General features: G+C 39.9%; 24 protein-coding genes. 3 read left to right on the top strand and 21 right to left on the bottom strand.

Going from position 1 to position 25,519, the window contains the following annotated elements; all coding sequences use genetic code 11:
* Positions 1-94: 94 nt before the first annotated feature.
* The 19 genes from BACCOP_RS15610 to BACCOP_RS15520 form a co-directional block, all read right to left on the bottom strand.
* Positions 95-811 carry a hypothetical protein gene (locus BACCOP_RS15610; protein WP_007570843.1) on the bottom strand — a complete coding sequence of 239 codons (717 nt, stop codon included), beginning with the start codon at positions 809-811 and terminating at the stop codon, positions 95-97.
* An 88-nt stretch (positions 812-899) separates the two neighbouring features.
* Positions 900-1,244, bottom strand: coding sequence for an IS66 family insertion sequence element accessory protein TnpB (gene tnpB, locus BACCOP_RS15605; protein WP_007567398.1), 345 nt, complete (start codon positions 1,242-1,244; stop codon positions 900-902).
* A 1-nt stretch (position 1,245) separates the two neighbouring features.
* Positions 1,246-1,614, bottom strand: coding sequence for a hypothetical protein (locus tag BACCOP_RS15600; RefSeq protein WP_009131422.1), 369 nt, complete (start codon positions 1,612-1,614; stop codon positions 1,246-1,248).
* 144 nt (positions 1,615-1,758) lie between these two features.
* A complete protein-coding gene (locus BACCOP_RS15595) occupies positions 1,759-2,814 on the bottom strand; it encodes a DUF4468 domain-containing protein (RefSeq protein ID WP_007570841.1) in 1,056 nt (351 codons plus the stop codon).
* Between the two features lie 214 nt (positions 2,815-3,028).
* Positions 3,029-3,463, bottom strand: a complete 435-nt coding sequence (gene rpiB / locus BACCOP_RS15590; protein WP_007570839.1) for a ribose 5-phosphate isomerase B — start codon at positions 3,461-3,463, stop codon at positions 3,029-3,031.
* Positions 3,463-5,475: a transketolase family protein gene (locus BACCOP_RS15585; protein ID WP_007570838.1), complete on the bottom strand. Its 2,013-nt coding sequence runs from the start codon at positions 5,473-5,475 to the stop codon at positions 3,463-3,465. Before BACCOP_RS15585 ends, rpiB begins: the two co-directional genes overlap by 1 nt.
* Before the next feature lie 62 nt (positions 5,476-5,537).
* Entirely contained in the window at positions 5,538-6,017 is a 480-nt protein-coding gene (locus BACCOP_RS15580; RefSeq protein ID WP_007570837.1) for a lipocalin-like domain-containing protein, read from the bottom strand.
* Positions 6,018-6,051: 34 nt separating this feature from the next.
* On the bottom strand, positions 6,052-7,542 hold the full coding sequence (locus tag BACCOP_RS15575; RefSeq protein WP_040312171.1) for a capsule assembly Wzi family protein: 1,491 nt from the start codon (positions 7,540-7,542) through the stop codon (positions 6,052-6,054).
* 283 nt (positions 7,543-7,825) lie between these two features.
* Complete coding sequence (gene galK, locus BACCOP_RS15570; protein WP_007570835.1) at positions 7,826-8,980, bottom strand: galactokinase; 1,155 nt, start codon at positions 8,978-8,980, stop codon at positions 7,826-7,828.
* Positions 8,981-9,096: 116 nt separating this feature from the next.
* The gene (locus BACCOP_RS15565; RefSeq protein ID WP_007570834.1) at positions 9,097-10,437 is read right to left on the bottom strand and encodes an MFS transporter; all 1,341 of its coding nucleotides are present in this window, start codon (positions 10,435-10,437) and stop codon (positions 9,097-9,099) included.
* 53 nt (positions 10,438-10,490) lie between these two features.
* Entirely contained in the window at positions 10,491-11,585 is a 1,095-nt protein-coding gene (locus BACCOP_RS15560) for an aldose epimerase family protein (protein WP_007570833.1), read from the bottom strand.
* 91 nt (positions 11,586-11,676) lie between these two features.
* Positions 11,677-12,972, bottom strand: coding sequence for a bifunctional folylpolyglutamate synthase/dihydrofolate synthase (locus BACCOP_RS15555; RefSeq protein WP_007570832.1), 1,296 nt, complete (start codon positions 12,970-12,972; stop codon positions 11,677-11,679).
* 54 nt (positions 12,973-13,026) lie between these two features.
* The gene (locus BACCOP_RS15550) at positions 13,027-13,665 is read right to left on the bottom strand and encodes a hypothetical protein (protein WP_007570831.1); all 639 of its coding nucleotides are present in this window, start codon (positions 13,663-13,665) and stop codon (positions 13,027-13,029) included.
* Between the two features lie 176 nt (positions 13,666-13,841).
* The gene (gene dnaJ, locus BACCOP_RS15545) at positions 13,842-15,014 is read right to left on the bottom strand and encodes a molecular chaperone DnaJ (protein WP_007570830.1); all 1,173 of its coding nucleotides are present in this window, start codon (positions 15,012-15,014) and stop codon (positions 13,842-13,844) included.
* 25 nt (positions 15,015-15,039) lie between these two features.
* A complete protein-coding gene (locus BACCOP_RS15540; protein ID WP_007570828.1) occupies positions 15,040-15,636 on the bottom strand; it encodes a nucleotide exchange factor GrpE in 597 nt (198 codons plus the stop codon).
* 440 nt (positions 15,637-16,076) lie between these two features.
* Positions 16,077-17,033, bottom strand: coding sequence for a hypothetical protein (locus BACCOP_RS15535; protein WP_040312169.1), 957 nt, complete (start codon positions 17,031-17,033; stop codon positions 16,077-16,079).
* Between the two features lie 20 nt (positions 17,034-17,053).
* Positions 17,054-18,100 (bottom strand): recombinase RecA, encoded by a 1,047-nt coding sequence (gene recA / locus BACCOP_RS15530; protein WP_007570824.1) that lies wholly within the window; start codon positions 18,098-18,100, stop codon positions 17,054-17,056.
* Positions 18,101-18,157: 57 nt separating this feature from the next.
* The gene (gene bcp / locus BACCOP_RS15525) at positions 18,158-18,607 is read right to left on the bottom strand and encodes a thioredoxin-dependent thiol peroxidase (RefSeq protein WP_007570822.1); all 450 of its coding nucleotides are present in this window, start codon (positions 18,605-18,607) and stop codon (positions 18,158-18,160) included.
* A 106-nt stretch (positions 18,608-18,713) separates the two neighbouring features.
* The gene (locus BACCOP_RS15520) at positions 18,714-19,907 is read right to left on the bottom strand and encodes a saccharopine dehydrogenase family protein (protein ID WP_007570820.1); all 1,194 of its coding nucleotides are present in this window, start codon (positions 19,905-19,907) and stop codon (positions 18,714-18,716) included.
* A 213-nt stretch (positions 19,908-20,120) separates the two neighbouring features.
* On the opposite strand from BACCOP_RS15520, the gene BACCOP_RS15515 reads away from it, so the two are divergent.
* Complete coding sequence (locus BACCOP_RS15515; protein ID WP_007570818.1) at positions 20,121-20,933, top strand: META domain-containing protein; 813 nt, start codon at positions 20,121-20,123, stop codon at positions 20,931-20,933.
* Positions 20,934-21,021: 88 nt separating this feature from the next.
* Here the strand turns inward: BACCOP_RS15515 and BACCOP_RS15510 are convergent, their stop codons facing one another.
* Together BACCOP_RS15510 and BACCOP_RS15505 are read right to left on the bottom strand one after the other, a co-directional pair.
* Complete coding sequence (locus BACCOP_RS15510; RefSeq protein ID WP_007570816.1) at positions 21,022-23,781, bottom strand: outer membrane beta-barrel protein; 2,760 nt, start codon at positions 23,779-23,781, stop codon at positions 21,022-21,024.
* 64 nt (positions 23,782-23,845) lie between these two features.
* On the bottom strand, positions 23,846-24,634 hold the full coding sequence (locus tag BACCOP_RS15505) for a LytR/AlgR family response regulator transcription factor (RefSeq protein ID WP_040312172.1): 789 nt from the start codon (positions 24,632-24,634) through the stop codon (positions 23,846-23,848).
* 71 nt (positions 24,635-24,705) lie between these two features.
* On the opposite strand from BACCOP_RS15505, the gene BACCOP_RS15500 reads away from it, so the two are divergent.
* Positions 24,706-25,074, top strand: a complete 369-nt coding sequence (locus tag BACCOP_RS15500) for a hypothetical protein (protein ID WP_009131422.1) — start codon at positions 24,706-24,708, stop codon at positions 25,072-25,074.
* Position 25,075: 1 nt separating this feature from the next.
* The gene (tnpB, locus tag BACCOP_RS15495) at positions 25,076-25,420 is read left to right on the top strand and encodes an IS66 family insertion sequence element accessory protein TnpB (protein WP_007567398.1); all 345 of its coding nucleotides are present in this window, start codon (positions 25,076-25,078) and stop codon (positions 25,418-25,420) included.
* The last annotated feature ends 99 nt before the right edge of the window (positions 25,421-25,519 follow it).

Raw genomic sequence — 25,519 nt, 5'->3', positions numbered from 1 at the left:
GATGAATTCTTCAGGCATACTGAAGTCATATTTCAGACAAAGCAGACGGCAGCAATCAGGGAAAAGATCTCAGTTTTCAGGGATGCTCATCGTGTTAGTGAAAGTGCCGTCTGCAAGCTTTACCCTTGCACCTGTACACATGCTGCACGTTATGAGCACGCACATGTTCTATAAACCTGTATTCCCACACATCAGCCATTCCGTTACGCTTCATAAGCCTTGCACCATCCGGGAGTTGGTAATAGTCTTCTATTTCATGAACAATTACCTTATCCACCTTCAGCCTGGTCTTTGCTGCACGGGGAGCAGTTTCCTTTTTCCTTGAAGGCCTGCAGTTCTGTGCAGGTACGTTACCGGAAGAGGTATTGCTGCCGGTACCGTTACCATCGGTCTTATTATCATCATCACCTTTCTTGCCAGAACCGTCGTACTCGGACTTCTCCATTGCAGACTTGTCAATGTTACGGTTGTTCAGCAGCCTTCTTTGCTCTGAGGTACGGCCGAAACGGTGTTTCCTGCTGTCCTCAAGTTGAAGCCTGAGATTGGATATCTCATTTGCAAGCATCATGTTCACCTCGTCTTTTGTCTCAAGCTGCTTTCTCATAAGTTCCATTTCCTTTCGATTATTCTCGACTGTTGTGGACAACTCATTGATTGTATCAACCAGAGCCTTGGAGTTCTCTTTGTTTGATTCTTCAATAGCCTTAAGCCTCGCAATCAGTTCGTTTACCTGTTTGCGAAGCCCCGCCTTTTCCTCATTCGCCAGACCCAGTTGGCAGCAAAGTAACTCGTATGCCCTTTCATCAATCATGATATAAAGGTACGAAAAATCAGGCAGTTACGCAAACTTTTTATCGTTTATTCTTATATTATTTTTATTGATAATCAATGTATTAATATTAATCTTTCGGACTGACGTACATCTTGTCAACTACTATACTTTCCGTAAGATAGGCCATGTCCGACCATTGTATCCGGTAGCATTTGGAGACTTCATCAAACACAGGTTTCTTGAATCTCCCCATGACAGGACGTTTCTCGTAAAGCACATAAAATCCGCGTTCATAATGAAGTATTTTCACAACTTTTCGGTTCCTGGACATGAACATATATACATTGGATGCATCGCTCGGGTCAAGTGACATCTCTTCCCTTATACTCTCACACAGGCGGAAGATTCCTTTCCGCAAATCCACATTACCGTTGAACAGGTAATAGTTCAGGTTAGCGCTAAGTCCAAGCATATCATCCTATCATTTTATTAAGCAACAGACTCAAATCAAGAACTGTGGTATTTCTTAGGAACAATGTGGCACCTGATGTCAATTGCAGTTTTACCCACTTAATCGGAGATTCACCTTCAGGTTGTTTCACCTCCAACTTTACGGTTGGACTGTTGCAAGGCTTGCCGGTTATCCGGACTTTGGCAACCTTGGGCTGCTCAACCTGGACTGTCTTGCCTAACTTTTCGCTCCATAGCTGATGACGCTGCCAGTTCATGAACTTGTCGTAATTTACTCCATAATCCGCACAGAACTCACGAAGATCCTTGGTCTCACTGCATAACTGATAGAGGTCATATACCTCCTGGTAGTTTACTTTTTCTTTTGCCATAATCATTGTTGTTTAAGGGTTACGGCGCAAAGGTAGGTTTAGGGAACATGCGTGTCAAGGCGGAAAATAGAATGGTTACTCGCCAGTTTCAAGCGTTTGTGTAGTTTCATAGTGTCGTGTGTTATTGTGTCTGAATGTTTCTTTTTATCTCATCAGTGTTTTGGTTACTTCACCGATGTACATCGTATATTGTTTTGATGTATCTGCATTCTGGTTCAGCGATTTCAGCTCTTCAGCAGTCATCTTTTGTGACATTGCTTTTTTGCATTCTATTACAACGCTGGCCTTGCTGTTGTCATCTGTATAGAATGAGATTTTATAGGTGTCACTTTGTTCCATCAATGCTGTAGCAGCAATACGACTTTGATCTATCAGCAGGTAAGATACGTTCTTATTGAACATTTTTCCGAAACCACTCCAGTTGTCTGCTTTAATCTCAATTTCTTCACCATTTGAAGCTGTCAGAGTGATACGTCCTAGCGCTGCTATTTCGTTTAAATTGCTTGGTAACTGTTCCAGTCCAACCTCTTTCAGTTCGGCAGATGCGTTTATTTTTATTGCAGGCTGTAATTTCTGCATCGGAACACTTTGTGGAGCTGCTTCTGGAGTAGTATCTAAGAATTTTTGTCCTAATGCAGAAGCTGCCGACTGGAATAATTCATCTTTTAGATCGATAGTTTCTCGTCTGAACTTACCACAAATAGGGGCCAGTTTGGTCTTCTTTTTGTTCAGAGCCATATCATCTGTAATCCATTCTTCAGCTGAATATTTTTCTCCACCGTCTCTTGCTTCGTCGTACCAATAGCGGATGCGGGTCATCATCAAATCACATTTACCGTCTTTTGTATTAATTAAAAGCTGGTAGTAAATACGTGTGCGGTCAAGGGATAAGGCTGAAGAAGAAAATATAATGTATTCTTCTGCGGATGCGGCTATAACTCCTTCTTCTTCATTTGAATATGAAACATGGCTATACAACTTACCATCGGGTTTGAAACGACCTTTTGCCCAGTCTAGCATTTGATTGAAAATGTCTGTTTTTGATAATCCAGGAGCATTGATTTCTTTGGTAAAAGCTACTCTGCCATCGATTGTTGTAACGGCTCCTGTCAGATATTTCGGGTTGGAATTATCTTTTTTATCTTTTGCCATACTAATTATCGGCAAACACATCAGTAGGATAAATAAAATTTTTTTCATGGTAAATCTCTATTTGTTTTTCTAATTTTTACTGTAAGCAAATATACAGATAAAAAATATAGGAAGACAAGAGATACCTGCTAAAAAAAAGAAATGGCTGATAAATAAAAAATATTCACTACAATTCATACATGCTTAGAAATAGGTTCTAATTTAAAGCATTGTATGAACTATAGTGAATATATATTTAATTCCTTTTATTTAAAAGAAATATTTATTTTACTGGAATTTTGTCAATTCTTGCTTGATGGCGTCCACCTTCAAAGTCTGTAGTGAAGAATTCTGACATGATTTTATCAGCCATTTCTGTGTTGATAAAACGTCCTGGCATAACGAGTACATTTGCATCATTGTGCTGGCGAGCCAGATGTGCAATTTCTGGAATCCAGCAAAGTGCAGCGCGGATACCTTGATGTTTGTTCAAGGTCATTCCTATGCCTTCTCCACTTCCACAAATGGCTATACCTGGATAACACTCTCCAGCTTCTACTGCAAGAGCCAGAGGATGAGCGAAATCCGGATAATCACAACTGTCGGTACTATATGTTCCGAAATCTTTGTACTCCCAGCCTTTTGCTTCCAGCCATTGCTTAACATATTGTTTTAGTTCAAATCCGGCATGGTCAGAAGCTAGTCCTATTACTTTCATTATAACATTGCTTTTACTTGGTTGTATACATTTTCTGCAGTGAATCCCAGTTTTTCGTCCAAAACTTTGTAAGGAGCAGAGAAGCCGAATGATTCCAGTCCCCAAACCTTACCGTTGTGTCCTACTAATCCTTGCAAGTTTACAGGCAATCCGGCTGTTAATCCGAATACCTTTGCACCTGTTGGGATAATACTTTCCTGATATTCTTTGCTTTGGCTGCGGAACAGACCTTCTGAAGGAACAGAAACAATACGAAGTTTTACTCCGTCTTTGCGCAACAATTCAGCACCAGCTACCAGTGTAGATACTTCTGAACCTGAAGCTACTAATATTACATCTTGATTTTCATCTGCACCAGCTACGATATAAGCACCTTTTGCTGTTTGAGTATAGTCTGTACCTGCAGGAAGATTTGCAATATTCTGGCGAGAGAAAATCAATGCAGTAGGAGTTGCTGTATTTTCCATTGCCAGTTTCCATGCTTGAGTTGTTTCTTCAACATCAGCAGGGCGGAGAACCAACATAGAATTGTGTCCTTTATGGTTCTTCAGTTTTTCCATCAGACGAATTTGAGCTTCTTGTTCTACTGGTTCGTGAGTAGGACCGTCCTCACCTACACGGAATGCATCGTGAGTCCAGATGAACTTCACAGGCATTTCCATCAAAGCAGCCATACGTACTGCTGGTTTCATATAATCAGAGAATACAAAGAAGGTTCCACAAGCAGGGATTACACCTCCATGCAGTGCCATACCGATACAGCAACAAGCCATAGTCAATTCAGCTACACCAGCCTGCAAGAAAGCACCGGTAAAGTCACCTTTCGTAAAGGCATGTGTTTTCTTTAAGAAACCATCAGTCTTGTCTGAGTTTGAAAGGTCAGCCGAAGCTACTATCATATTTTCTACCTGAGTAGCCAATACTCCCAAAACGGTAGCCGAAGCAGCACGTGTTGCAGCACCAGCCTTTTGTTCGATAGCTTCCCAGTTTATCTTTGGAGCCTGATTTGAGAACCAGAATTCCATTTTGGCAGCCAGTTCAGGATGTGCTTTTGCCCATTCTGTTTTTGCTGCATAGCGTTCTGCTACGATAGCTTTAAGTTCTTCGCGACGAGCAGCATACAATTCTGCCACTTCAGGGAATATTTGGAATGGGTTTTCAGGATCTCCTCCTAAATTGTTGATTGTATTGATATAAGCGTCACCTCCTAATGGAGCACCATGAGTTGCACAATTGCGTTCATAGCTTGATTTGTCTGCTTTCAAAGCGCCTTTACCCATTACGGTCTTACCGATGATCAAAGTCGGCTGATCTTTTACAGCTTTTGCTGCTGTCAATGCTTCACGGATTTCATCGGCATCATTTCCGTTGATAGTAAAAACTTTCCATCCCCATGCTTCGTATTTTTTTGCTACGTCTTCGTCTGTAACAGCATTACATTCGGTAGAAAGCTGGATATCATTTGAGTCGTAGAACATGATAAGATTATCAAGTCCCAGGTGTCCGGCTAAACGTCCGGCTCCTTGAGAAATTTCTTCCTGTATACCGCCGTCTGAGATATAAGCATAGATTGTCTGATTCATTACATCTCCCAAACGTGCTTTCAAGAATTTAGCTGCAATGGCTGCACCTACAGCAAATGTATGACCTTGTCCCAATGGACCAGAAGTGTTTTCAATGCCACGCATAATATCTACTTCTGGATGTCCAGGAGTAGGGCTTCCCCATTGACGGAATTGAGCCAGTTCTTCTAATGTGAATTTTCCGCTCAGGGCCAATACTGAGTATAGCATTGGTGACATATGTCCCGGATCGAGGAAGAAACGGTCGCGACCTTCCCAACGTGGATTTTCGGGATCATAAACGAGAAATTCAGAAAACAGTACATTTACAAAGTCTGCACCACCCATTGCGCCACCCGGATGACCGGAATTAGCTTTTTCTACCATAGAAGCAGCCAAAATACGAATGTTGTCGGCTGCACGGTTCATTAGTTCTTTATCGTTTTTCATTATTGGATATGTTAGTTTATGCAAAGATAGTAATATTCTTTAAAATGTAACTATTTTTATTTTTAAAAGCTGGTAAACTCAAGGGTTGCGTAATCTGATTCAAGGGTAAGATGCTTGCCATCTGCTTTTATGACATTGAATGTCGTTTCCAGACTATTTATGCCATACGGCTGAAGTTTGCTTATCGGATATATGATTTCACCCTTTTCGTTTTTATCTATTCCTACTCGTATACCGTCATCTCCTGTAGAGTAGCGATGTACAAAGTCTTTCATTACAACTTTTTGTTTGTTGTTTTCGTAAGAAAATCTGCCAATGAATGTACCATAGCTATGTGTACATTGCTTTTCTGCTACTTCTACGACCCATAGCTGGATGCTGAAAAACATTCGTTGACAGTCTTTATGGACGACGCTGTCTTCGTGTGTAGTGAACTGTTCCAGCCTCCACATGCCTTCTATATTTCGGTCTATCGGCTCTTTTTGGCATCCGCTAAATGTTATGCAAAGCAGTAGTATAGTTATATAAAATATACTTTTCATTGTTCTATATATAAATGAATATTATTCTTCGACTTTATAATATGCTTCCTGTTTTCTTTATGCTAAGCATTCCTCCGGTAGAGTTGCCGAGGTAATTACCGCGGTCCAGTCCCATGCTGACTGATGTACTCCATCCTTTTGCCCACTGAGGGCTGTACGTTACTTCATACAGTGAACTGAACTGTTTTCGTTGCTTGTCAAGAGGAGTACTGTAAGTTCCCCAGTGGCGGGCAAAAGAAACTAAAATGCGATAATTCCATTCGTCACTCGGATTACCTTCTATGCCTAGATGATTTGCTCGTACTCGGTTGCTTTTAAAGGTTATTTTCCCATCTTTATTATATATAGGTCCGGGTAGGAGAGGGTTTCCCATACCTTGTCCCCAGTGCTGCCATGCTTGATAGCAGTAATTATTGTAATAATTGTCTCCTGCACTGATTTGATAACCTAAACTGCCTGCAAATGAGTCATATAAAATTGGTCCGGTCTGATCTTTTGTAGACATACCTTCCCATAATATAGAACTTACCCACCGGTTCTTTGGCAATGTAATTTCTATGCCTATCTGTCCGTCTTTCCAGCGTCCATATTGCCAGAACATTTGTGAGTGGTCATCGAAGAAATGTTCCAGATAGGCACGAAACTTCCAGTCTTTCAAATAATAGTTTATAGCAAAGTTCCAGCTACCCAGATGATTGCCTTCTACATTTACCTGATCTCCCCAAGGTGTATCACTTCCACCGCTCATTGGAACAAAAGCTTTGAAAAAACTCTTTAAACCATCAGGCATGTCGGTAATCAGCTCACTTGTACCGTCACTCTTCTTTTTTAGCTGGTCGCCTGCAAATTGGGTTGCCATGAGTAGACCAAACTCAAATTCAGCAGGAAGTTTTTTTCGGTTACCGATTCGGAACATCAGGGACTTGCTATGATAATAAATATTTTTACCATAGGTGTTTCCTGCTGACACGAAACTTTCCTGCCATCCGTTATCGGTAAACATTCCGTATGCTAAATGTCCTTTCAGCGAGAGCCATCCTTTGGTTCCGGGAATAGCTACATATTCTGCTATTTCTCCACGGACTTGAGGTACTGGGCGTGCATTGGCGCCTTCTACCATCATACCACTACTCAGGCGTTCATTCTTTGTCAGAGGAAATCCCAGACGTTCTTTGCTTCCAACACTTAGTCGGAGAAATTTCCATGAGAAATCAGCAAAAGCTTGCTGAATAACAAAATCAGCTGTCTGATTAGCTGTCGCTGCTACATCCAGTCCTGCCTGTATCTGCCAGTTATGGCGTAATTCTTTATCAAAATTTATTCCTGCACGGACATAGCCGCTATTAGGTTCTACACTTGAAAGTCCGTAACGGTTTGAGGTTAGCCACAATGGGGCATACGTGCCATTTGACACATTTCCGCTTGCTTCCACCCGATAGGTTAGTATGGAGTCTGCTGTCTGTGCATGCATAGTTCCACTCAGACATAACATCGCAAGCCATGTACTGATACATTTGTAAGTCATTGATAATTGATTTGATAAATGTGAATGCAAAGTTAAAACTTTTCTGTCAGTAAACCAAACACGGGATTTGCTGGGCTGTTTGAAACTAACAGAAGCGTTATTATTAAGAACAAACAACTATAGGCTATTGTTGTACTGAGTGTAAAATTTGATATGAGTATAAATAAAATCTCCTCCATGTTTGATACGTGGAGGAGATTTCTTGACTCTATCTACGAATAAAAGTCTTCGTATAAGATTTAATAAAATTCTATTCTGCGTAAAAGATTACTCGAATAATTCATTAGCAGATTTTGCGAGCTCCATTGCTGATTACTACATCATATACTTTAGGGCTGCGGCCGAATTTTTCTTTGAAGCGTTCTTTGGCTGTGATGATGAATGTTTCGTAAAGTTCATTTTTCACCAAGTTGATAGTACAACCTCCGAAACCACCTCCCATAACGCGAGAGCCTGTTACACCACAATCGAATGCTACATCGTTCAAGAAATCCAGTTCTTCGCAGCTTACTTCATACAATTTACTCATACCGTGGTGAGTTTCATACATTTTCTGACCTACGGTTTCATAATCATTGCGTTCAAGAGCTTCGCATACATCAAGTACGCGCTGAATTTCTTCGATTACATATTCTGCTCGTTTATAATCTTCTTCGCTTACTTCTGCTTTTACCTCTGCAAGCATTTCGAGAGTAGCGTCACGCAAGAATTCAACGTTCGGATATTTTTTCTTTAGTGCAGCTACTACGTTTTCGCAACTCTGGCGGCGTTTGTTGTAAGCTGATGAGGCAAGTTCGTGCTTAACAACAGAATCAACCAAAACCAGACGATAGCCTTCCGGACGGAATGGGAAATATTGATATTCCAATGAACGACAGTCAAGACGCATCAAGCTGCCTTCTTTACCGAATACAGATGCAAACTGGTCCATAATTCCGCAGTTTACTCCGCAGTAGTTGTGTTCTGTAGCCTGACCTACTTTCGCAAGTTCAAATTTATCTATTTTGTTGTCGCCGAATAAATCATTCAGAGCAAAGGCAAAAGTAGATTCGAGTGCAGCAGAAGAAGACATACCAGCTCCCAGAGGAACATCGCCTGCAAATGCTGTATTGAAACCTTTTACATCTACTCCTCTCTTTATCATTTCGCGGCATACGCCAAAAATATAACGTGCCCAGCTAGCTTTAGGTGCATCTTCTTCATTCAAACCAAATTCTACATAGTCTTTCAGGTCAATAGAGTAAGCACATACTTTATTGGTGCCGTTTGGTTTAATTTCTGCCATAATACCTTTGTCTACAGCTCCCGGGAAAACAAATCCTCCATTATAGTCTGTGTGTTCTCCTATCAGGTTGATGCGTCCGGGTGATGCATAAATACTTCCGGTTGTACCATCGAAATGCTTGATGAAACGGCTTCTTACAAATTCTATATCCATAGTGGTAAAAGCTTAAAAGGTTAATATTGTTTTAGTGAGAAACTAAAAAATGATGAATGAAGACTTCTTTAACAAATAGTGATAATCTTCATCCATCATTTTCGTCTATCATCTTATTATTCAACAGGGATATCTTTATTTACATTTTTGCAACCTACTAATCCGTAGAACAACAGATAAGCTAACATTGCAATGATAAGCCAGTAACTATTCATGTAACCAGCTGAGTCTGAGATGAACTGCTGTATCAATGGCAGGATTCCACCACCTACAACCATCATCATGAAAATTCCTGATGCCTGTGCTGTATATTTACCCAATCCTTCTACAGCGAGGTTGAAAATACCTCCCCACATGATTGATGTGCAAAGTCCGCACAATACAAGGAACAGAGCGCTCAGAGGTACAGATGCCATCTGGAAACCATTGTCGGCGCTATAGCCCGGCATAGATACTGTAACTTCTTTCGGAGTAAAGATAGCGATAAGGATAAAACAGATAGCAACTATTGATACTGTGATAAGCTGTACACGGCTTGATACTTTACCGCTGATGACACTACTTGCCAAACGTCCAACCAGCATCAATAACCAGTAAATTGCAGCGATAGCTCCACCGATAGCGGCACCGTCTGTAAGCAGACCAGCTCCTTTTTCTGTAGAGTCTGCTAAATAGAAGTTAAGTGTTCCCGGGATACCAATTTCGATACCTACATAAATAAAGATACCGATAACACCTAGTACAGTGTGACGGAAGCTCCATGGGCTGTGAAGGTGTTGTTCTTTTTGAACTTTACCTTTACGCAAGTGAGGTTCTGGAATGCTGACCAAAGAAATAATGATGAATGTGAAGATAAATACACCCATTGCGATGAAAAGCAACGGAGCTACATCCGACATTGCAGTCTGAGGAGTTACACTGCCGATCAATACACCTACGAAAAGCGGAGTAAGAGTACCTGACAATGAGTTCAGTGCACCACCTGCCTGGATTAACTGGTTTCCTTTGTTACCACCTCCACCTAACAGGTTCAACATCGGGTTTACTACAGTATTTAACATACATACGCAGAAACCACAGATGAATGCTCCCAGCAGATAAATGATAAAGTTTAATTTAATAGTGTATTCACCCATTGAGAACACTGAAACATCAGCGCCTACCAAGCTTGAAATATACTGGGTGAGCAAGCCGAAGAAACCTACTGCCATTGCAATCAGGGCAGTTTTCTTATAACCAATTTTTACAAGCATATTTCCTGCCGGAATACCCATGAACAAGTATGCAAGGAAGTTCATCATGTTTCCCATCATACCCAGGGTGTTTGCACCGGCATATTGGTTTTTCCAAATCGTTCCGAAAGGTGCTGCAAGATTAGTGACGAAAGAGATCATCGCAAAAAGAAAGAACATCGTAATAATTGCGATGAGATTGCCATTCTGTTTTTGTTGATTCATGGTTTTGTTGATAATATAGGGTTAATAAATTAGGTTAGTTCTGTTTCATTAAATTATTGCTCTATTCCGAATTTGTATACGGTAACTTGATGGTATACTTCTCCAGGATTAAGGGCTGCAGAAGGGAAATGACCTTTATTTGGTGTATCGGGGAAATGTTGTGCCTCGAAACAGATTGCACTACGTGCGGGGAATGTAGCTCCATGCCATCCAGCGAAACCACTGTGCCAGTTGGCTGTGTATACTTGTACGCCTGGTTCGGTGGTATAAACTTCAAGAGTACGACCGCTGATTGGTTCTACGCATTTGGCAGCAAATGTCAGTGTTCCTGCTTCTTGCTTATTGATTACATAATTATGATCGTATCCAGCTCCATAAACAAGTTGTTGGAACGGTTCGTTGATACGGCTTCCTATAGTATGTGGAGTGCGGAAATCCATTGGCGTTCCTTCTACTTTTAGTATTTCTCCGGTAGTAATAGAAACTTCATCAATCGGAGTATAAAAATCAGCGTTGATAGTAACTATATTGTTTTCTACACTGGCGGTCGGTGTTGCCAGACCAGAAAGGCTGAAAAATGCGTGGTGAGTAAGATTGACAATTGTACGTTTGTCTGTTGTTGCTGTATAAGTAAGAACTAATTCGTTCTGATTGGTAAAAGTGTAAACAACTGTTATATCAAGGTTGCCTGGGAATCCTTCTTCTCCATCCTCTGAAAGATAATGAAGTGTTACACTTTGTTTGCTTGTTTGCTGGGCATCCCAAACGCGTGCATGGTAGCCAGTCGGTCCTCCGTGAAGTGAATTCGGACCATTGTTGATTGTAAGTTTGTATTCTTTACCGTCAAGCTGGAATTTTCCTTTGGCTATACGGTTTCCGTAGCGTCCGATTAATGTACTTAAGAAAACTTCCGGGCTATTGATTACACTTTCTATATTGTCATGTCCTTGTACGACATTGGCTAGTTTCCCATTTTTATCAGGAACCATAATGGCTAAGATAGCACCTCCATAGTTGGTGATTGCCATTTCAGCACCGTTGTCGTTTGTCAAGATAAATAAATCAGTTTCTTTGCCTCCGATATTTTTCTGGAAATCGGTTCGCTTTAAGCCGCAAAGGTTATTTTCGTAATAAAATGTGTTATTCATAATTTTTTATATCTGTCGTTATCTTTTTATGACTTGTAAATGTATGCAAATAAAAAGATTTTATTCAAGATACACAAACAAATCTGTTATTTTATTCTTTAGGTAGGCAAGTCGAAAGCAAATCGGCAACGATAAAACTACTTCCCCCTACAAATATAAAGTCATCTGTTTCTGCATCTTTTTGCGCAGAGGCTAATGCTGTTTTTACATCGGGATAAGCTTCACCTTTCAGGCCAAATGGAATTGCCAGTTCTTTTACTTTATCGGCTGGTAGAGCACGTTGTACACTTGCTTGAGTAAAATAGTAAATGGCGTTTTTAGGAAGCATTGCCAGTACTCCAGTAATGTCTTTATCATTTACCATTCCGATTACAATACGTAGTTGTTTATATTTTTGGCAGGATAATTGTTTTACAATGTATTGTATCCCTCCTACATTATGTCCTGTATCGCATATTACAGTAGGATGTTCCGATAATTTTTGCCAGCGTCCCATTAATCCGGTCAATTCACAGACATGAGCAAATCCGTTCCGAATATCTGTTTCGGAAATATGGTAATTCAATTTTTCTAGCTGATGAATAGCCGAAAGTAAAGTATTGGTGTTCTTCTTCTGACAAAATCCTCCCAGTTCACCTTTTAAGTCTTTAAGAGAGCTTGTCTGGTAAGTATATTTTCCATCTTCGTCTTGGAATATATCTGTTAGCAGATGCTCTTCTTCAGCAAAAATGATTGGGGCGTTAACTTCTGCTGCCTTATGTTGGAAAACTGATTTTGTTTCGGGAGTTGTTTCACCAATTACTACTGGTACGGATGACTTGATAATTCCTGCTTTTTCGCCTGCTATTTTTTCTAGCGTATTACCAAGAAATTGCACATGATCGAAACTGATATTGGTAATCAGACATAAATCTGGATGAATGATATTAGTGCAGTCCAGTCGTCCTCCCAATCCTACTTCTATAACAGCTACATCTACTTGCTGGCATGCAAAATAATGAAATGCCATTGCGGTAGTCAGTTCGAAAAAAGAAGGGTGAAGCGGTTCGAAGAAAGAACGATGTTTTTCCACGAAGTCAATAACGAAGTCTTGTGAAACAGGAATCCCGTTTATGCGGATACGTTCACGGAAATCGACCAGATGAGGAGATGTATATAGTCCCACACGGTAACCTGCGGACTGAAGGATTGCTGCTAATGTATGCGAACATGAGCCTTTGCCGTTTGTTCCAGCTACGTGGATAGACCGGAACTTCTTGTGTGGATGTCCGAAATATTCGTCGAGTGCCAGTGTGTTTTCTAATCCTTCTTTGTATGCTGCCTTTCCTATATGTTGAAATAAAGGAGCGCTATTATATAAATATGCTAGAGTTTCCTGATAAGTCATTTATGTCTGTTGTTTTTTGTCGTGCAAAGATAAATCATTTATTGACATAATATATCAGTACCACCATGGATAATCATTTTTTCTTCCCTCTATACCTATACTGAAAGAGCTGCTTTCGCCTACCTTAAAATTAATCATGCCTCCGATACGGTCGGGTGCATAGTTTGGCAGAGGATAATAATAAGGTGGACGTTGAGGTGTGAAGGATTTGTTCCCATAGGCGTAAATACTGATTCTGTCGGTCAGTTTATATGCTGCTACTCCTGCAATTCCTACCGTATGATATCGGAGAAATCCCCAGTCCATATTGCTGGCATAAAGTCCTCCTGCCACGCTGAGGCGTTCGGTGATAGGAACAGCATACATAAATGCTGCATCTTGTCCGAATCCTACTCCAGATGGAGCATATTTGCTGGGGCTGAATGTCAGATTCAAGCCAATGGAAGCATTGAAGCCTTTGTGCAGTTGCCATGTGGCATAACCATAATCGAATGGGGTGATACCATACATACCAAAGGGCTGTATATATCCTGTTTGAGGAATAGGGGATACCAACGGTACATCAAGGCTGTCTTTTATCATTGTAGTTTGCGTAGCTTCAGGAGAAGGAGCAATGTCTTTTTCCTTTTCTGTCTGTGAAAAGATTTTGAAAGGGAATAACAAGATGAGTAGTATCAGGTATATTTGTTTCATGTCAGCGTTTTTTACATTTATCTTTTACCAAAGATACGGATATTCTTGTATGTCGCATGACAGGAGCAACAGAGATTAACGCAGATTAACGCAGATTTATATGAAAAAAGGTGCAACATAGCCTTTCTCATTATACAATGAATGCTATGTTGCACCTTTTTGTTGTATGTGAAATATTAATCGAACAAGCTTCTGAACTTTTTGAATATCTTTTCTTTTAAGCTCATATCTGGTTTAAAGCTTTCCGATTCCTGCCATTTTTCCAAAGCTTGTCGTTCTTCTTTGGTCAGACTTTCAGGAATATATACACTTACATTTACCAGTAAATCTCCAGTTCCGGTACTGTATCCATAACTGTTAATGTTAGGTAATCCTTTTCCTCGCAGGCGAAGCACCTTTCCGGGCTGTGTACCCGGCTCGATTTTAATTTTAGCTTTTCCGTCGATAGTCGGAATCTCTACGGTTCCTCCCAGTGCGGCAGTAGGTACACTTAACAACAGGTTGTATATCAGGTCGCTTTCATCACGAATTAGTTCCGGATGTTTTTCTTCTTCGATAAGAACTAACAAGTCTCCGGCTACTCCGTTGTGCTTTCCTGCATTACCTTTACCGTTCATGGTAACTTGCATTCCTTCGGCTACACCTGCTGGAATTTTTACAGTAACTACCTCTTCGCCATATACGATACCTTCACCGCCACATTCCTTACATTTATTTTTGATGATTTTACCTTCACCGCCACACTGAGGACATACGGTTTGGGTTTGCATCATACCAAATATGCTTTGTTGTGTACGGGTAACGCTTCCTGTACCGTGACATGTAGGACAAGTTTCTACACCACCGTCACCTTCTGCTCCTGTTCCATGACAATGTGAACATTGAACATATTTCTTAAGCTTGAATTTCTTTTCAACTCCAGTTGAGATTTCTTTTAAGTTTAGCTTGACCTTTACACGTAAGTCTGATCCCCGGAATTTACGCTGGCGGGTTTGTCCGCCACCGCCTCCAAAGCCGCCGAAACCTCCATGTCCACCGAAGATATCGCCAAACATAGAGAAAATGTCATCCATAGACATACCCTGTCCGCCAAAACCGCCAAAGCCTCCAGCTCCAGCAGCTCCATCTACTCCAGCATGTCCGAACTGGTCATAACGTGCACGCTTGTCTGGATTGCTTAGTACTTCATAAGCTTCTGCAGCTTCTTTAAATTTTTCTTCTGCTTCTTTATCTCCTGGATTTTTATCAGGATGATATTGGATTGCTTTCTTACGGTATGCTTTTTTTATCTCGTCTGCTGAAGCTGATTTGTCTACGCCCAGCACTTCGTAATAATCTCTTTTTGCCATAATGATAAAAACAAGGATTAGGAAATTACTGTGCTACAACAACTTTTGCATGGCGAATAACTTTGTCGTTTAGCTTGTATCCTGTTTGGACACAATCTAGAACTTTACCCTTCTGTGTTTCGTCCGGAGCAGGAACCAATGCTATTGCTTCATGAAAGTCGGTGTCGAATGTTTCTCCTACCGGTTCCATCTTTTGCAGACCTTCTTGTGCGAGAACTTTCAGGAATTTCTGTGAAATAAGGTCTATACCTTCATACATAGCCTGTACATTGTCGGCTTTCTGCATGTTTTGTAAGGCACGTTCTAAATCATCAAGAATAGGAAGAATTGCGCTGATTGCTTTTTCTCCACCATTCTTAATTAATTCAGCTTTTTCTTTCATTGTACGTTTGCGGTAGTTGTCGAACTCTGCAGAAAGTCTTAAATATTTATCTTTTTGGTCTTCGATAGTTTGCTTAGCTTCCTCTAATTCTTTTTCCAGCTTTTGTTCAGCAGATGGCTCTTCGCACTGTTCTTCTGTGTTAGAAGTTTCTTCTGTTTGAGTTTCGGTTTGTTCCGATGCTTCTTCTTGTTGAGCCTTCAATACCTCTTCTTCTTGCGGATGATGATTTTTTGTAGTCATGATAATATCTATTTTTATTTATTTCTTAATACAAACGTTGCATATAATTATTCTTCGACTTTCTTACAAATTTCGTGCCTGAATGAATAAAAACATAAAACAGCTGCAAAAATACATTTTTTTTGTCATACTGTCAGTCAAAAAAATGTGCTTCATGCCTTTCACCTGAAAAGAGTTCCTTATGAAAGGATGAAAGGGAGAATGCGTAAAAACTTTGTAGGGGAGAAAAATTCTCGATCTTTTAGTGAATTTTACTTGAAGTTTTTGGAAAATATGTACAATCTTTTTTGAGATTTTAGTGATGAATATATATCCTGTTTATGATAAATAGATGTTGAAGGAGTAGGGGAAGCTGCAATATATAATAAAAGCCGGTTTTATGCTTGTTTCACTTAGAAACGTTAAGCATAAAGCCGGCTTTTTCGGATTGCAGATTATTTTTATTTTTTCAAAACCTCTTTCATACGGTTTACGACCTCAGGGGTTGGTAAATCTTTTTTCTCTACTATCATAAAAGCAAAGTTATCTGCCAGTACCTCTTCGGGGTTGATGACATAATCTGTGTTTTTACCTATTTTTTCGTATAAGTCTTCAGCTTGTTCGATAGGTATGATTATTGTTTCTCCGTTCTCTTGTATTGGAATGAACTGTTCATTCAGAGGAATAAGTCCGATTTTTATGTAATCAAAAAAATCGCCGTCCTCATATGGACGATCTGTATAGATCATCATTGTATAGTTTTGAGTTCTACCATTTACGGTAAGCGGAGTATAGCTGTCATAACGGCTGATGTCAGGATTGGAAATACGTTTTTCCAGAATATCTGTTGGAAACAATATTTCGTGATCCATAACCGTGAAACCTATTGTCTGATATACTGACTTCTTAAAATTCAAGTCGTGACGGGTCAGAATATGAAACAACTCGTGTGCCAGCAATAATTGCATTTGTGCATCTTGCGTATTGTTCAGAACATTTTCTCCTATAGCAATCCAGTTCTTGCGAGTATAGGCACTTGCTCCTCCTTCTTCCTGCATTGATGTCTTTATTAAAATGATTTCATCAGGAAAACTAAGAGCCAGTTTTTGTTTTTTGATGGATGCAACTATTGCATTGAAGGCATTTGTTACCTTTTTTTTCTCCGTATCACTCCAGTTCTGTACGCTGCTCATCGCTAGAGTAAGCAATTGTGACTTTCGTCCTTCTTTATTCTGTAAGCGTGAACAAATATCGAACTGATTCCATCCATTGGTGTACTCGTCGATATCTGTAATAAGCATCTGCGCTTCAGCTTTTGTTGCAAAACGGAAAAAAGGATTGTTTGTTGCTTTTTGGGCAAACCCTGCCACCGCAACCATACATAAACAGATTGCGATGATTGTACGTGTTAGTTTCATAATCGTAGCCTTTTTTCTATTTATTCTTTGTCTTTCAGGGCTGTAAAGATAAGTCCTTCCAGCTCTTCTGCCAGTTCAGGGTTGTCCTGAATGCACTGTTTAGCTGCATCCCGTCCCTGTCCCAGTTTGGTTTCATTGTAGCTGTACCACGAACCGCTTTTTTTGATTATACCCAGTTCGGCACCTAAATCAATAATTTCTCCACTTCTGGAAATTCCTTCACCAAACATAATGTCGAATTCCGCTTTTCTGAATGGAGGGGCAACTTTGTTCTTTACGATTTTTACGCGAGTCTGGTTTCCGATAATGTCTTCTCCATCTTTGATAGGTTGACCTTTGCGAATATCCAGACGTACAGATGCATAGAATTTCAGTGCATTACCTCCTGTTGTTGTTTCCGGATTTCCAAACATGACACCGATTTTTTCACGCAGCTGGTTGATGAAAATACATGTTGTATTTGTCTTGCTGATGGCAGATGTCAGTTTGCGCAGAGCTTGTGACATGAGTCGTGCCTGCAATCCTACGCGGTTATCTCCCATATCTCCTTCTATTTCAGCTTTAGGAGTTAATGCGGCAACAGAGTCGATAACGATGATGTCAATAGCAGATGAGCGGATCAACTGCTCAGCTATTTCTAATGCTTGCTCTCCGTTGTCAGGCTGTGAAATCCACAAATTATCGATATCTACACCTAATTTTGCTGCATAAAAACGGTCGAAAGCATGTTCTGCATCAATAAAAGCTGCGATACCACCTGCTTTCTGTGCTTCTGCAATGGCATGGATTGCCAAGGTTGTTTTACCTGATGATTCCGGACCATATATTTCAATGATACGTCCTTTAGGATAACCTCCAACACCCAAAGCTGCATTCAGTGCGATAGAACCAGTAGGAATGACTTCTACTTCTTGTACATGGTTGTCACCCATTTTCATGATAGAGCCTTTTCCGAAGCTTTTTTCTATCTTATCCATTGCAGCCTGAAGTGCTTTCAGTTTTTCGCTGTTATTTGGTTGGGGGCTTTCTACTCCTCCTTCGAATGCTAATTCATCTTTTTTCGCCATATCGGATATTTTTATATTTTCGAAAATACTTGTTTTGATATAGTCAGGAATAAAGAGTTATCCCAAGATCTGCGCAGCATGATCTTTTGTCTTTATTTCCTTCGGAGAGATGATACGTTCTATTATTCCTTCTTCATTAATGATAAAGGTTGTTCGGAATGTACCCATATATTTTCTTCCGTACATGCTTTTCTCTCCCCATACGCCGAATTCCTGAACTAATTTTTGTTCGGTATCTGCAATCAATGTAAACGGAAGTGTATTTTTCTCTATAAATTTTTGATGTGATTTCTGGTCGTTTATACTAACGCCAATAACTTCATATCCAGCTTCGCGAAGTGCTGCATAGTTGTCACGCAAGTTGCATGCCTGTGCCGTACATCCGGAAGTCATGTCTTTGGGATAAAAGTATAAAACAACTTTTTTCCCTTTGTAATCGCTCAGGCGTATTTCTTCACCTTTTTCGTTAAGTCCCAATATTTCAGGGGCTTTATCTCCTACGTTCATAAATAAAGATTGAAAAATGAAGAGCCTGTTTAAATTTCACAATATGTCGTTGGGGGAAATGACAAGCCCCAACAAAATTTAAACAGGCTCTATTGGTATAATGGTATTATAATTCTAAATCGCCATCGAATACCTCATGCCATGGTAAACCATATTTGTTGAGAGCATCCATAAATGGATCTGGATCGAATTCTTCTACATTCCATACTCCCGGACGTTTCCATAAGCCTTTTAAGAACATCATGGCTCCAATCATGGCAGGAACACCTGTTGTGTAGCTTACTCCCTGCATGCCTGTTTCCTGATAAGCAGCCTGGTGTGAGCAGTTATTGTATACATAGTAAGTATGTTCCTTACCGTCTTTCAGACCACGGATACGGCAACCGATAGATGTTTCTCCTTCGTAGTTTTCTCCTAGATCTTGAGGATTAGGTAAAACGGCTTTCAAGAACTGCAAAGGAACAATTTCCATACCGTTATAATTAATAGGCTCAATGCTTGCCATACCGATATTCTGGATTACACGCAAGTGAGTAAGATACTCTTGTCCGAAAGTCATCCAGAAGCGTGCACGTTTGATTGTCGGGAAATTCTTAACCAACGATTCCAATTCTTCGTGATACAGCAAATATGAATCACGCGGACCAATGTTAGGATAAGTCAGATCTTTATGGAATTCCAGCGGTTTAGTTGTAACCCATTTTCCGTCTTCGTAATAACGTCCGTTCTGAGTGATTTCTCGGATGTTGATTTCCGGATTGAAATTAGTAGCAAATGCTTTGTGGTGATTACCTGCATTGCAGTCTACGATATCCAGATAATGGATTTCGTCAAAATGATGTTTTGCTGCGTATGCTGTGTATACACCACTTACTCCCGGGTCGAATCCGCATCCCAAGATAGCAGTCAGACCAGCTTCTTCGAAACGTTTTTTGTATGCCCATTGCCAGCTGTATTCAAAGTGAGCTTCATCTTTCGGTTCGTAGTTTGCTGTATCCAGATAGTTGACTCCGGCTTTCAGACAAGCTTCCATGATGGTCAGATCCTGATAAGGAAGTGCTACGTTAATAACGATTTCGGGTTTAAAACCATTGAATAAAGCCACCAGTTCGTCTACATTGTCTGCATCTACCTTAGCGGTTTTGATGTTAGGGTTACCGATTGCCTTTACAATCGCGTCACATTTTGACTGGGTGCGGCTAGCAATCATCACCTCACTGAATACTTCGGGATGTTGAGCCACCTTGTGTGCAACAACGGTACCTACACCGCCTGCACCGATAATCAATACTTTACTCATTTATCTTAAATAATAATCTTAAATGCCCGGTAAACGTTACCGTTCAATATGCAAAGATAGAAAATTTTCTCAAACGTCATGCAGTATTCCAATTATATCCGTATTTTTGTATTGTAATATGTACAAATCCATAAACTATTTACTGTTTGTGATTGTTTATGTAGCGTAAATGTAAAATAAGTAACAAATATTTGTTCTAATATAAAATTTGATATGAAGAAGATTTTTTTTGGAGTAGCTGCAGTATGTGCAGGAGCATTAATGATGACAACAGCCGGATGCAGCAGTAGTAAAAACGTGACTAAGATTGATTTGGCTGGAGAGTGGAATATTGTTGCTGTAAATGGCGAAAAGATAAATGTAGACAATATGCCGTACATCGGTCTGGATGTAGACGGAAAACGTATTTATGGGAATGCTGGATGCAACAGAATGATGGGAGGTCTTGAACTGGATTCATTGAAGCCCGGTGTGATACATTTCACTCAAGTGGGTGCTACACGTATGATGTGCCCGGATATGGATGTAGAAACCAAAGTTCTTGGTGTATTGGATAAGGTGAATGGTTATGTTGAAACTCCGGAAGGTATCGCTTTGACTGATGCCGATGGTAAAACACTTATGAATCTGGAAAAACGTCAGCTTCCTGAGTACTCTGTAAATGATTTGGCTGGAGAGTGGATTATTTCTACTGTCAACGGTACAGAACTTGAAAAACAGGAAAATGTTCCTTTCCTTGCATTCAATATTGAAGAAAAACGTGTGCATGGAAATGCTAGCTGCAATGTTGTAAATGGTGGATTCATGCAGGAAGAAGGTAAAGAAAATTCTTTAAAATTCTCTCAGATGATTTCTACCATGATGGCATGTCCGAATATGGATACTGAAAGACTTGTTTTGGAAGCTCTTAATAAAGTAGCTAGTTTTACATTGGATCAAGATAAGTCTAAGTTATCACTGTTAGACGAAAATGGTACAGAAGTTATGTCTTTGACAAAGAATACAGGCGAAGCCTTGTCTAAATAAGTATAATTTAATAGTACGATAAAAGCGATATTGTTTCTTCTTGTCTGGAAGAGGCAATATCGCTTTCTTATTAGATTTCATGGTGATATCAGTTCATGTTATTCAATTCATATTTTAGAGATACCATAAAATAGCCTTTCAGTTGCCGTTCATAATATTCGTAGAATCCGGTAGAAGTGGCACTTCGTGATAAATTTTTTCGCTGACTTAATATATCAGCCCAGTAGACAGATAGCTCTGCCTGTTTTTCTTTTAAGAATTTCCATGAGAGCTTCATATTCCACAGTATCTCATTTTCATCATCTCCTGATATTCCTGTACCATTCCGGAAACGATAATTGGCATCTGTCTTGAAGATAAAGTCCCAGGGCAGATTGATGGAACTATCTAGCCCTAATGTATATATGCGAGTATAGGTATTACGGTTTTGCAGGGAATTTTTTGACTGGTAAAATGTCCATTTCCCGTTTAATTCAATATTTCCCCACGAAGGCAGGTAAGATAATCTCAAATCGCTGTTTAAGCCTGTGGTATGTGTCTTGCTTTGTTGAGGCATTTGGTTGTCATATCCTTCATTTATCAGGCTGACATTTTGGTTGAAATTACCCGCTCCTGTGAGATAAATCCGGAAAAAGTTAAAGCGCTTGTCATATGAAGCATTGCCTGACAGTCCCCAGTTGCCATTAATGTTGACAGGAAAAGTTTCTCTACCTCCTGTCTCTGTATTATATATTGTAGCACGGGTTACAGAGTTTATTTGCTGATTCCAACTCATTCCCACCATAATCCCTTTACGGAAGTTATTGAACATTGCATATATATAGTTACTATACGAAGCACGAAGGTTCGGGTTACTCCGTGTAATATTCAAAGGTGAACTATAATCGGTAGGCGCAATAAGATCTCTCAGCATGGGTTGTGAAGTTCCTCCATTGTAACTTATCATTGCATAATTGTCACCCTTATGGTATGTGAGGGTCAGATTAGGCTGCCATTCAATCGAATTTATTGTTGTGTCTGCCTGATGCCTGCCTGTATATTCATTGATTGATCGTTTTTGAAAGGTCGTAGTCAGACTGCTTCTTATTCCCCATACTTCTCCGTTATATGTGAACTGTAGTGCCAGATTATGTCCTGAAGTCAAGCTGTTGCTGCGATTGGCAAGACTGTCGATATTCCCCGCTTCATATCCTTCCGGCAAAATGCCGATAGGAATATTTTTATCATCCGGCGCTCCCAAGTTGTATGTATTACTGTTCAGATGTTCCTTATTGGCATTGAAACCATAAGATATCTGTAGGCGACTTTCCTTGGTTAAGACTTGTGTGTAAGCCAGATTCAGTGTATAGTTTTGCTCTTTTCCCGGTGCATACTGATATTGATTGAGAGATAACACAGAATCTTTTCCTGCTATATCCGACAGGCGGAAATAGCGTGTGGATGACAATGTGTAAGTTTTGCTCTTATTCTGGTTTTGTGCCGTGGAAAAGCTAAAACTGATATTATTTCCTTTCTTGTTTATTCTTCGGGTAATGCTTGTGTTTATATTATAATTGCTATATTGGCTCTGTTCTTTCGACTGTCTTTTACTGTCATTAATGTAAGTAGCCGGATCTATTTCTTCAAATCTGTCGAACGGATTTTGGGTGCTGACTTCCGGATTAGTATCAAATGTTGCTTCCCGGTTGTGGTCATCACTGTTGTTGCGGTTGGAATTGAACCAACCGGAAATGTTGAACATGGTTAGCGAATCAATATCCCATTTAAAATCAACGTTTCCATTGAATCTGTTTCCCTTACTTAATCTGTTTGATTCGGAAATGGCATACTGGTTGCCGGTCGTCATGTATTGTTCACTATAAGAACTTGATTCATTTCCAACCCTGTCATTTGAAAAACTGACATTTCCTGAAATTTCAAACTGATCTTTTACTTTCGTGATATTAGCTCCAATCGTATTCGAAATATTTTTATCATATGGTGTAGTATAATGGCGGTTTGTAGACTGCCCGTTTATCATGAAATTATCTCCGGCTTCATTAAAACGCATTATTTTTCCGTTTATATCCCGTCGTTTATGAGTTCCATAACCACCTTCTGCTGATAAAAGTATGGCGTTGTTCACTTCTTTTTTAGTCTGAAGATCGAGCACATAGTTTTTTTCTGCCGATTTCATACCTGTAGCTTCTTCCTGTTTGGTTGGCTTGTCGTACACTTTTAGCTGACTGACAAACTTGACAGGAAGGTTTTCCAAAACGACCTGCTGGTTACCTTTAAAAAAGTCTTTGCCATTTACGGTTATTTCTTTGATGGTATGTCCGTTGTAAGTGATGGTTTTTTCTTTGGGATCGTATGTTAATCCTGGAATGCGTTTAACCAATTCTTGCAAATAGGATCCTTCTGGTGTAGGGTAGGCATCTACATTATATATAGTAGTATCACCCTTCTGCTCCATGGCCTTCAGTGGAGCAACGACTACAATTTCTTTCAGGTGCAGTGCATTTTCTTTTAGCTTGATTGTACCCAGACGCACTGTGTCCGACTGTGATGTGATGGTTTTAAATACCGGACTACATCCTGTATAGGATACTTTGAAAAGATAGCTGTGATTCTTTTTGCGTGAGAACGAACAAGTAAACTTGCCCTGTTCGTCACTTACAGCTCCTGTTACAAACGTAGAGTCAGGTAACTGTATAAGTGCGATATTAGCATAGGGTAGAGCTTCAGTTTGCCGGAGAGCATTACATAAAACAACACGCCCTTTTACCACTTGCTTTTGTGCCAATATCTTGACCGGCATCAACAGTAGTAACACAATGCTTACTATGAACAGGTTCAGTATTTTCATTACAAACACAAAAGTAAGAAAATACTTTTCAATGTCTTATATAAAAAACATAGATATAGGAGTTTTAACTATTAAGCCACATTTTTAATAAAGACACTTTTTCGCGACTGATATATATGGTTTCGCTATAAGGAGGAATTACGCTTACTACGGCTTTGCCATTGAAATGGTTTTGTATACTTTTAATAGCATCTGCCGATAAAATAAACTGTCTGTTGGCACGGAAGAACATTCTATCATCCAGCTGCTCCTCCAGTTTATTCAGCGGAAAATCGATGACGTGGGTTTTTGCATCTTTCGTTACGGCAAAAGTTATTTTATCTTCTGAGTAAAAATAGGCAATGTCACTTACCTGGACTGTATATAGGTGCTTGGGGCCGGAAATGAGAAAGCGAGTACGAAATTGTTTTTCCTTTTTTTCGGCAAACGACTTAAGCAGTTGCTCTATGTTTGATAAATTATACGTATGTTCCGAGCTTAAAGCGAAAAGGCGTTCAAATTTTAGGATTGCTTCAAGTAGTCTTTCTTCGTGTATCGGTTTTAGCAGATAGTCGATACTGTTTACGGTAAAAGCACGTACAGCATATTCATCGTATGCGGTTGTAAATACAATCATACTTTGTGGCTGTGCCTGTTCGATAAAGATAAATGATATGCCGTCATTCAGTTGAATATCAAGGAATATGATGTCCGGATGAGGATTTTCATTAAACCAGCTTACTGCTCCTTCGATTGTTCCTGGAAGCACCGTTACCTCCCATTCCGGACGTACTTTTTGTATCATCTTGTTCAGCAGTCGAGCTGCCGGAAACTCATCTTCTATGATTACGGCTTTTATTTTATTCGTAACCATTCTATTTTCCGCCTTGACACGCATGTTCCCTAAACCTACCTTTGCGCCGTAACCCTTAAACAACAATGATTATGGCAAAAGAAAAAGTAAACTACCAGGAGGTATATGACCTCTATCAGTTATGCAGTGAGACCAAGGATCTTCGTGAGTTCTGTGCGGATTATGGAGTAAATTACGACAAGTTCATGAACTGGCAGCGTCATCAGCTATGGAGCGAAAAGTTAGGCAAGACAGTCCAGGTTGAGCAGCCCAAGGTTGCCAAAGTCCGGATAACCGGCAAGCCTTGCAACAGTCCAACCGTAAAGTTGGAGGTGAAACAACCTGAAGGTGAATCTCCGATTAAGTGGGTAAAACTGCAATTGACATCAGGTGCCACATTGTTCCTAAGAAATACCACAGTTCTTGATTTGAGTCTGTTGCTTAATAAAATGATAGGATGATATGCTTGGACTTAGCGCTAACCTGAACTATTACCTGTTCAACGGTAATGTGGATTTGCGGAAAGGAATCTTCCGCCTGTGTGAGAGTATAAGGGAAGAGATGTCACTTGACCCGAGCGATGCATCCAATGTATATATGTTCATGTCCAGGAACCGAAAAGTTGTGAAAATACTTCATTATGAACGCGGATTTTATGTGCTTTACGAGAAACGTCCTGTCATGGGGAGATTCAAGAAACCTGTGTTTGATGAAGTCTCCAAATGCTACCGGATACAATGGTCGGACATGGCCTATCTTACGGAAAGTATAGTAGTTGACAAGATGTACGTCAGTCCGAAAGATTAATATTAATACATTGATTATCAATAAAAATAATATAAGAATAAACGATAAAAAGTTTGCGTAACTGCCTGATTTTTCGTACCTTTATATCATGATTGATGA

The sequence above is a fragment of the Phocaeicola coprocola DSM 17136 genome, assembly GCF_000154845.1.
Classification (GTDB): Bacteria; Bacteroidota; Bacteroidia; order Bacteroidales; family Bacteroidaceae; genus Phocaeicola; species Phocaeicola coprocola.
The sequence above is the reverse complement of the archived record's forward strand: the minus strand, read 5'-3'. Positions and strand labels throughout refer to the sequence as shown.

Coding starts and splice junctions, on each gene's coding strand:
- BACCOP_RS15610 (WP_007570843.1), bottom strand. CDS start 811: ATGATTGATGAAAGGGCATACGAGTTACTTTGCTGCCAACTGGGTCTG.
- tnpB (WP_007567398.1), bottom strand. CDS start 1,244: ATGCTTGGACTTAGCGCTAACCTGAACTATTACCTGTTCAACGGTAAT.
- BACCOP_RS15600 (WP_009131422.1), bottom strand. CDS start 1,614: ATGGCAAAAGAAAAAGTAAACTACCAGGAGGTATATGACCTCTATCAG.
- BACCOP_RS15595 (WP_007570841.1), bottom strand. CDS start 2,814: ATGAAAAAAATTTTATTTATCCTACTGATGTGTTTGCCGATAATTAGT.
- rpiB (WP_007570839.1), bottom strand. CDS start 3,463: ATGAAAGTAATAGGACTAGCTTCTGACCATGCCGGATTTGAACTAAAA.
- BACCOP_RS15585 (WP_007570838.1), bottom strand. CDS start 5,475: ATGAAAAACGATAAAGAACTAATGAACCGTGCAGCCGACAACATTCGT.
- BACCOP_RS15580 (WP_007570837.1), bottom strand. CDS start 6,017: ATGAAAAGTATATTTTATATAACTATACTACTGCTTTGCATAACATTT.
- BACCOP_RS15575 (WP_040312171.1), bottom strand. CDS start 7,542: ATGACTTACAAATGTATCAGTACATGGCTTGCGATGTTATGTCTGAGT.
- galK (WP_007570835.1), bottom strand. CDS start 8,980: ATGGATATAGAATTTGTAAGAAGCCGTTTCATCAAGCATTTCGATGGT.
- BACCOP_RS15565 (WP_007570834.1), bottom strand. CDS start 10,437: ATGAATCAACAAAAACAGAATGGCAATCTCATCGCAATTATTACGATG.
- BACCOP_RS15560 (WP_007570833.1), bottom strand. CDS start 11,585: ATGAATAACACATTTTATTACGAAAATAACCTTTGCGGCTTAAAGCGA.
- BACCOP_RS15555 (WP_007570832.1), bottom strand. CDS start 12,972: ATGACTTATCAGGAAACTCTAGCATATTTATATAATAGCGCTCCTTTA.
- BACCOP_RS15550 (WP_007570831.1), bottom strand. CDS start 13,665: ATGAAACAAATATACCTGATACTACTCATCTTGTTATTCCCTTTCAAA.
- dnaJ (WP_007570830.1), bottom strand. CDS start 15,014: ATGGCAAAAAGAGATTATTACGAAGTGCTGGGCGTAGACAAATCAGCT.
- BACCOP_RS15540 (WP_007570828.1), bottom strand. CDS start 15,636: ATGACTACAAAAAATCATCATCCGCAAGAAGAAGAGGTATTGAAGGCT.
- BACCOP_RS15535 (WP_040312169.1), bottom strand. CDS start 17,033: ATGAAACTAACACGTACAATCATCGCAATCTGTTTATGTATGGTTGCG.
- recA (WP_007570824.1), bottom strand. CDS start 18,100: ATGGCGAAAAAAGATGAATTAGCATTCGAAGGAGGAGTAGAAAGCCCC.
- bcp (WP_007570822.1), bottom strand. CDS start 18,607: ATGAACGTAGGAGATAAAGCCCCTGAAATATTGGGACTTAACGAAAAA.
- BACCOP_RS15520 (WP_007570820.1), bottom strand. CDS start 19,907: ATGAGTAAAGTATTGATTATCGGTGCAGGCGGTGTAGGTACCGTTGTT.
- BACCOP_RS15515 (WP_007570818.1), top strand. CDS start 20,121: ATGAAGAAGATTTTTTTTGGAGTAGCTGCAGTATGTGCAGGAGCATTA.
- BACCOP_RS15510 (WP_007570816.1), bottom strand. CDS start 23,781: ATGAAAATACTGAACCTGTTCATAGTAAGCATTGTGTTACTACTGTTG.
- BACCOP_RS15505 (WP_040312172.1), bottom strand. CDS start 24,634: ATGGTTACGAATAAAATAAAAGCCGTAATCATAGAAGATGAGTTTCCG.
- BACCOP_RS15500 (WP_009131422.1), top strand. CDS start 24,706: ATGGCAAAAGAAAAAGTAAACTACCAGGAGGTATATGACCTCTATCAG.
- tnpB (WP_007567398.1), top strand. CDS start 25,076: ATGCTTGGACTTAGCGCTAACCTGAACTATTACCTGTTCAACGGTAAT.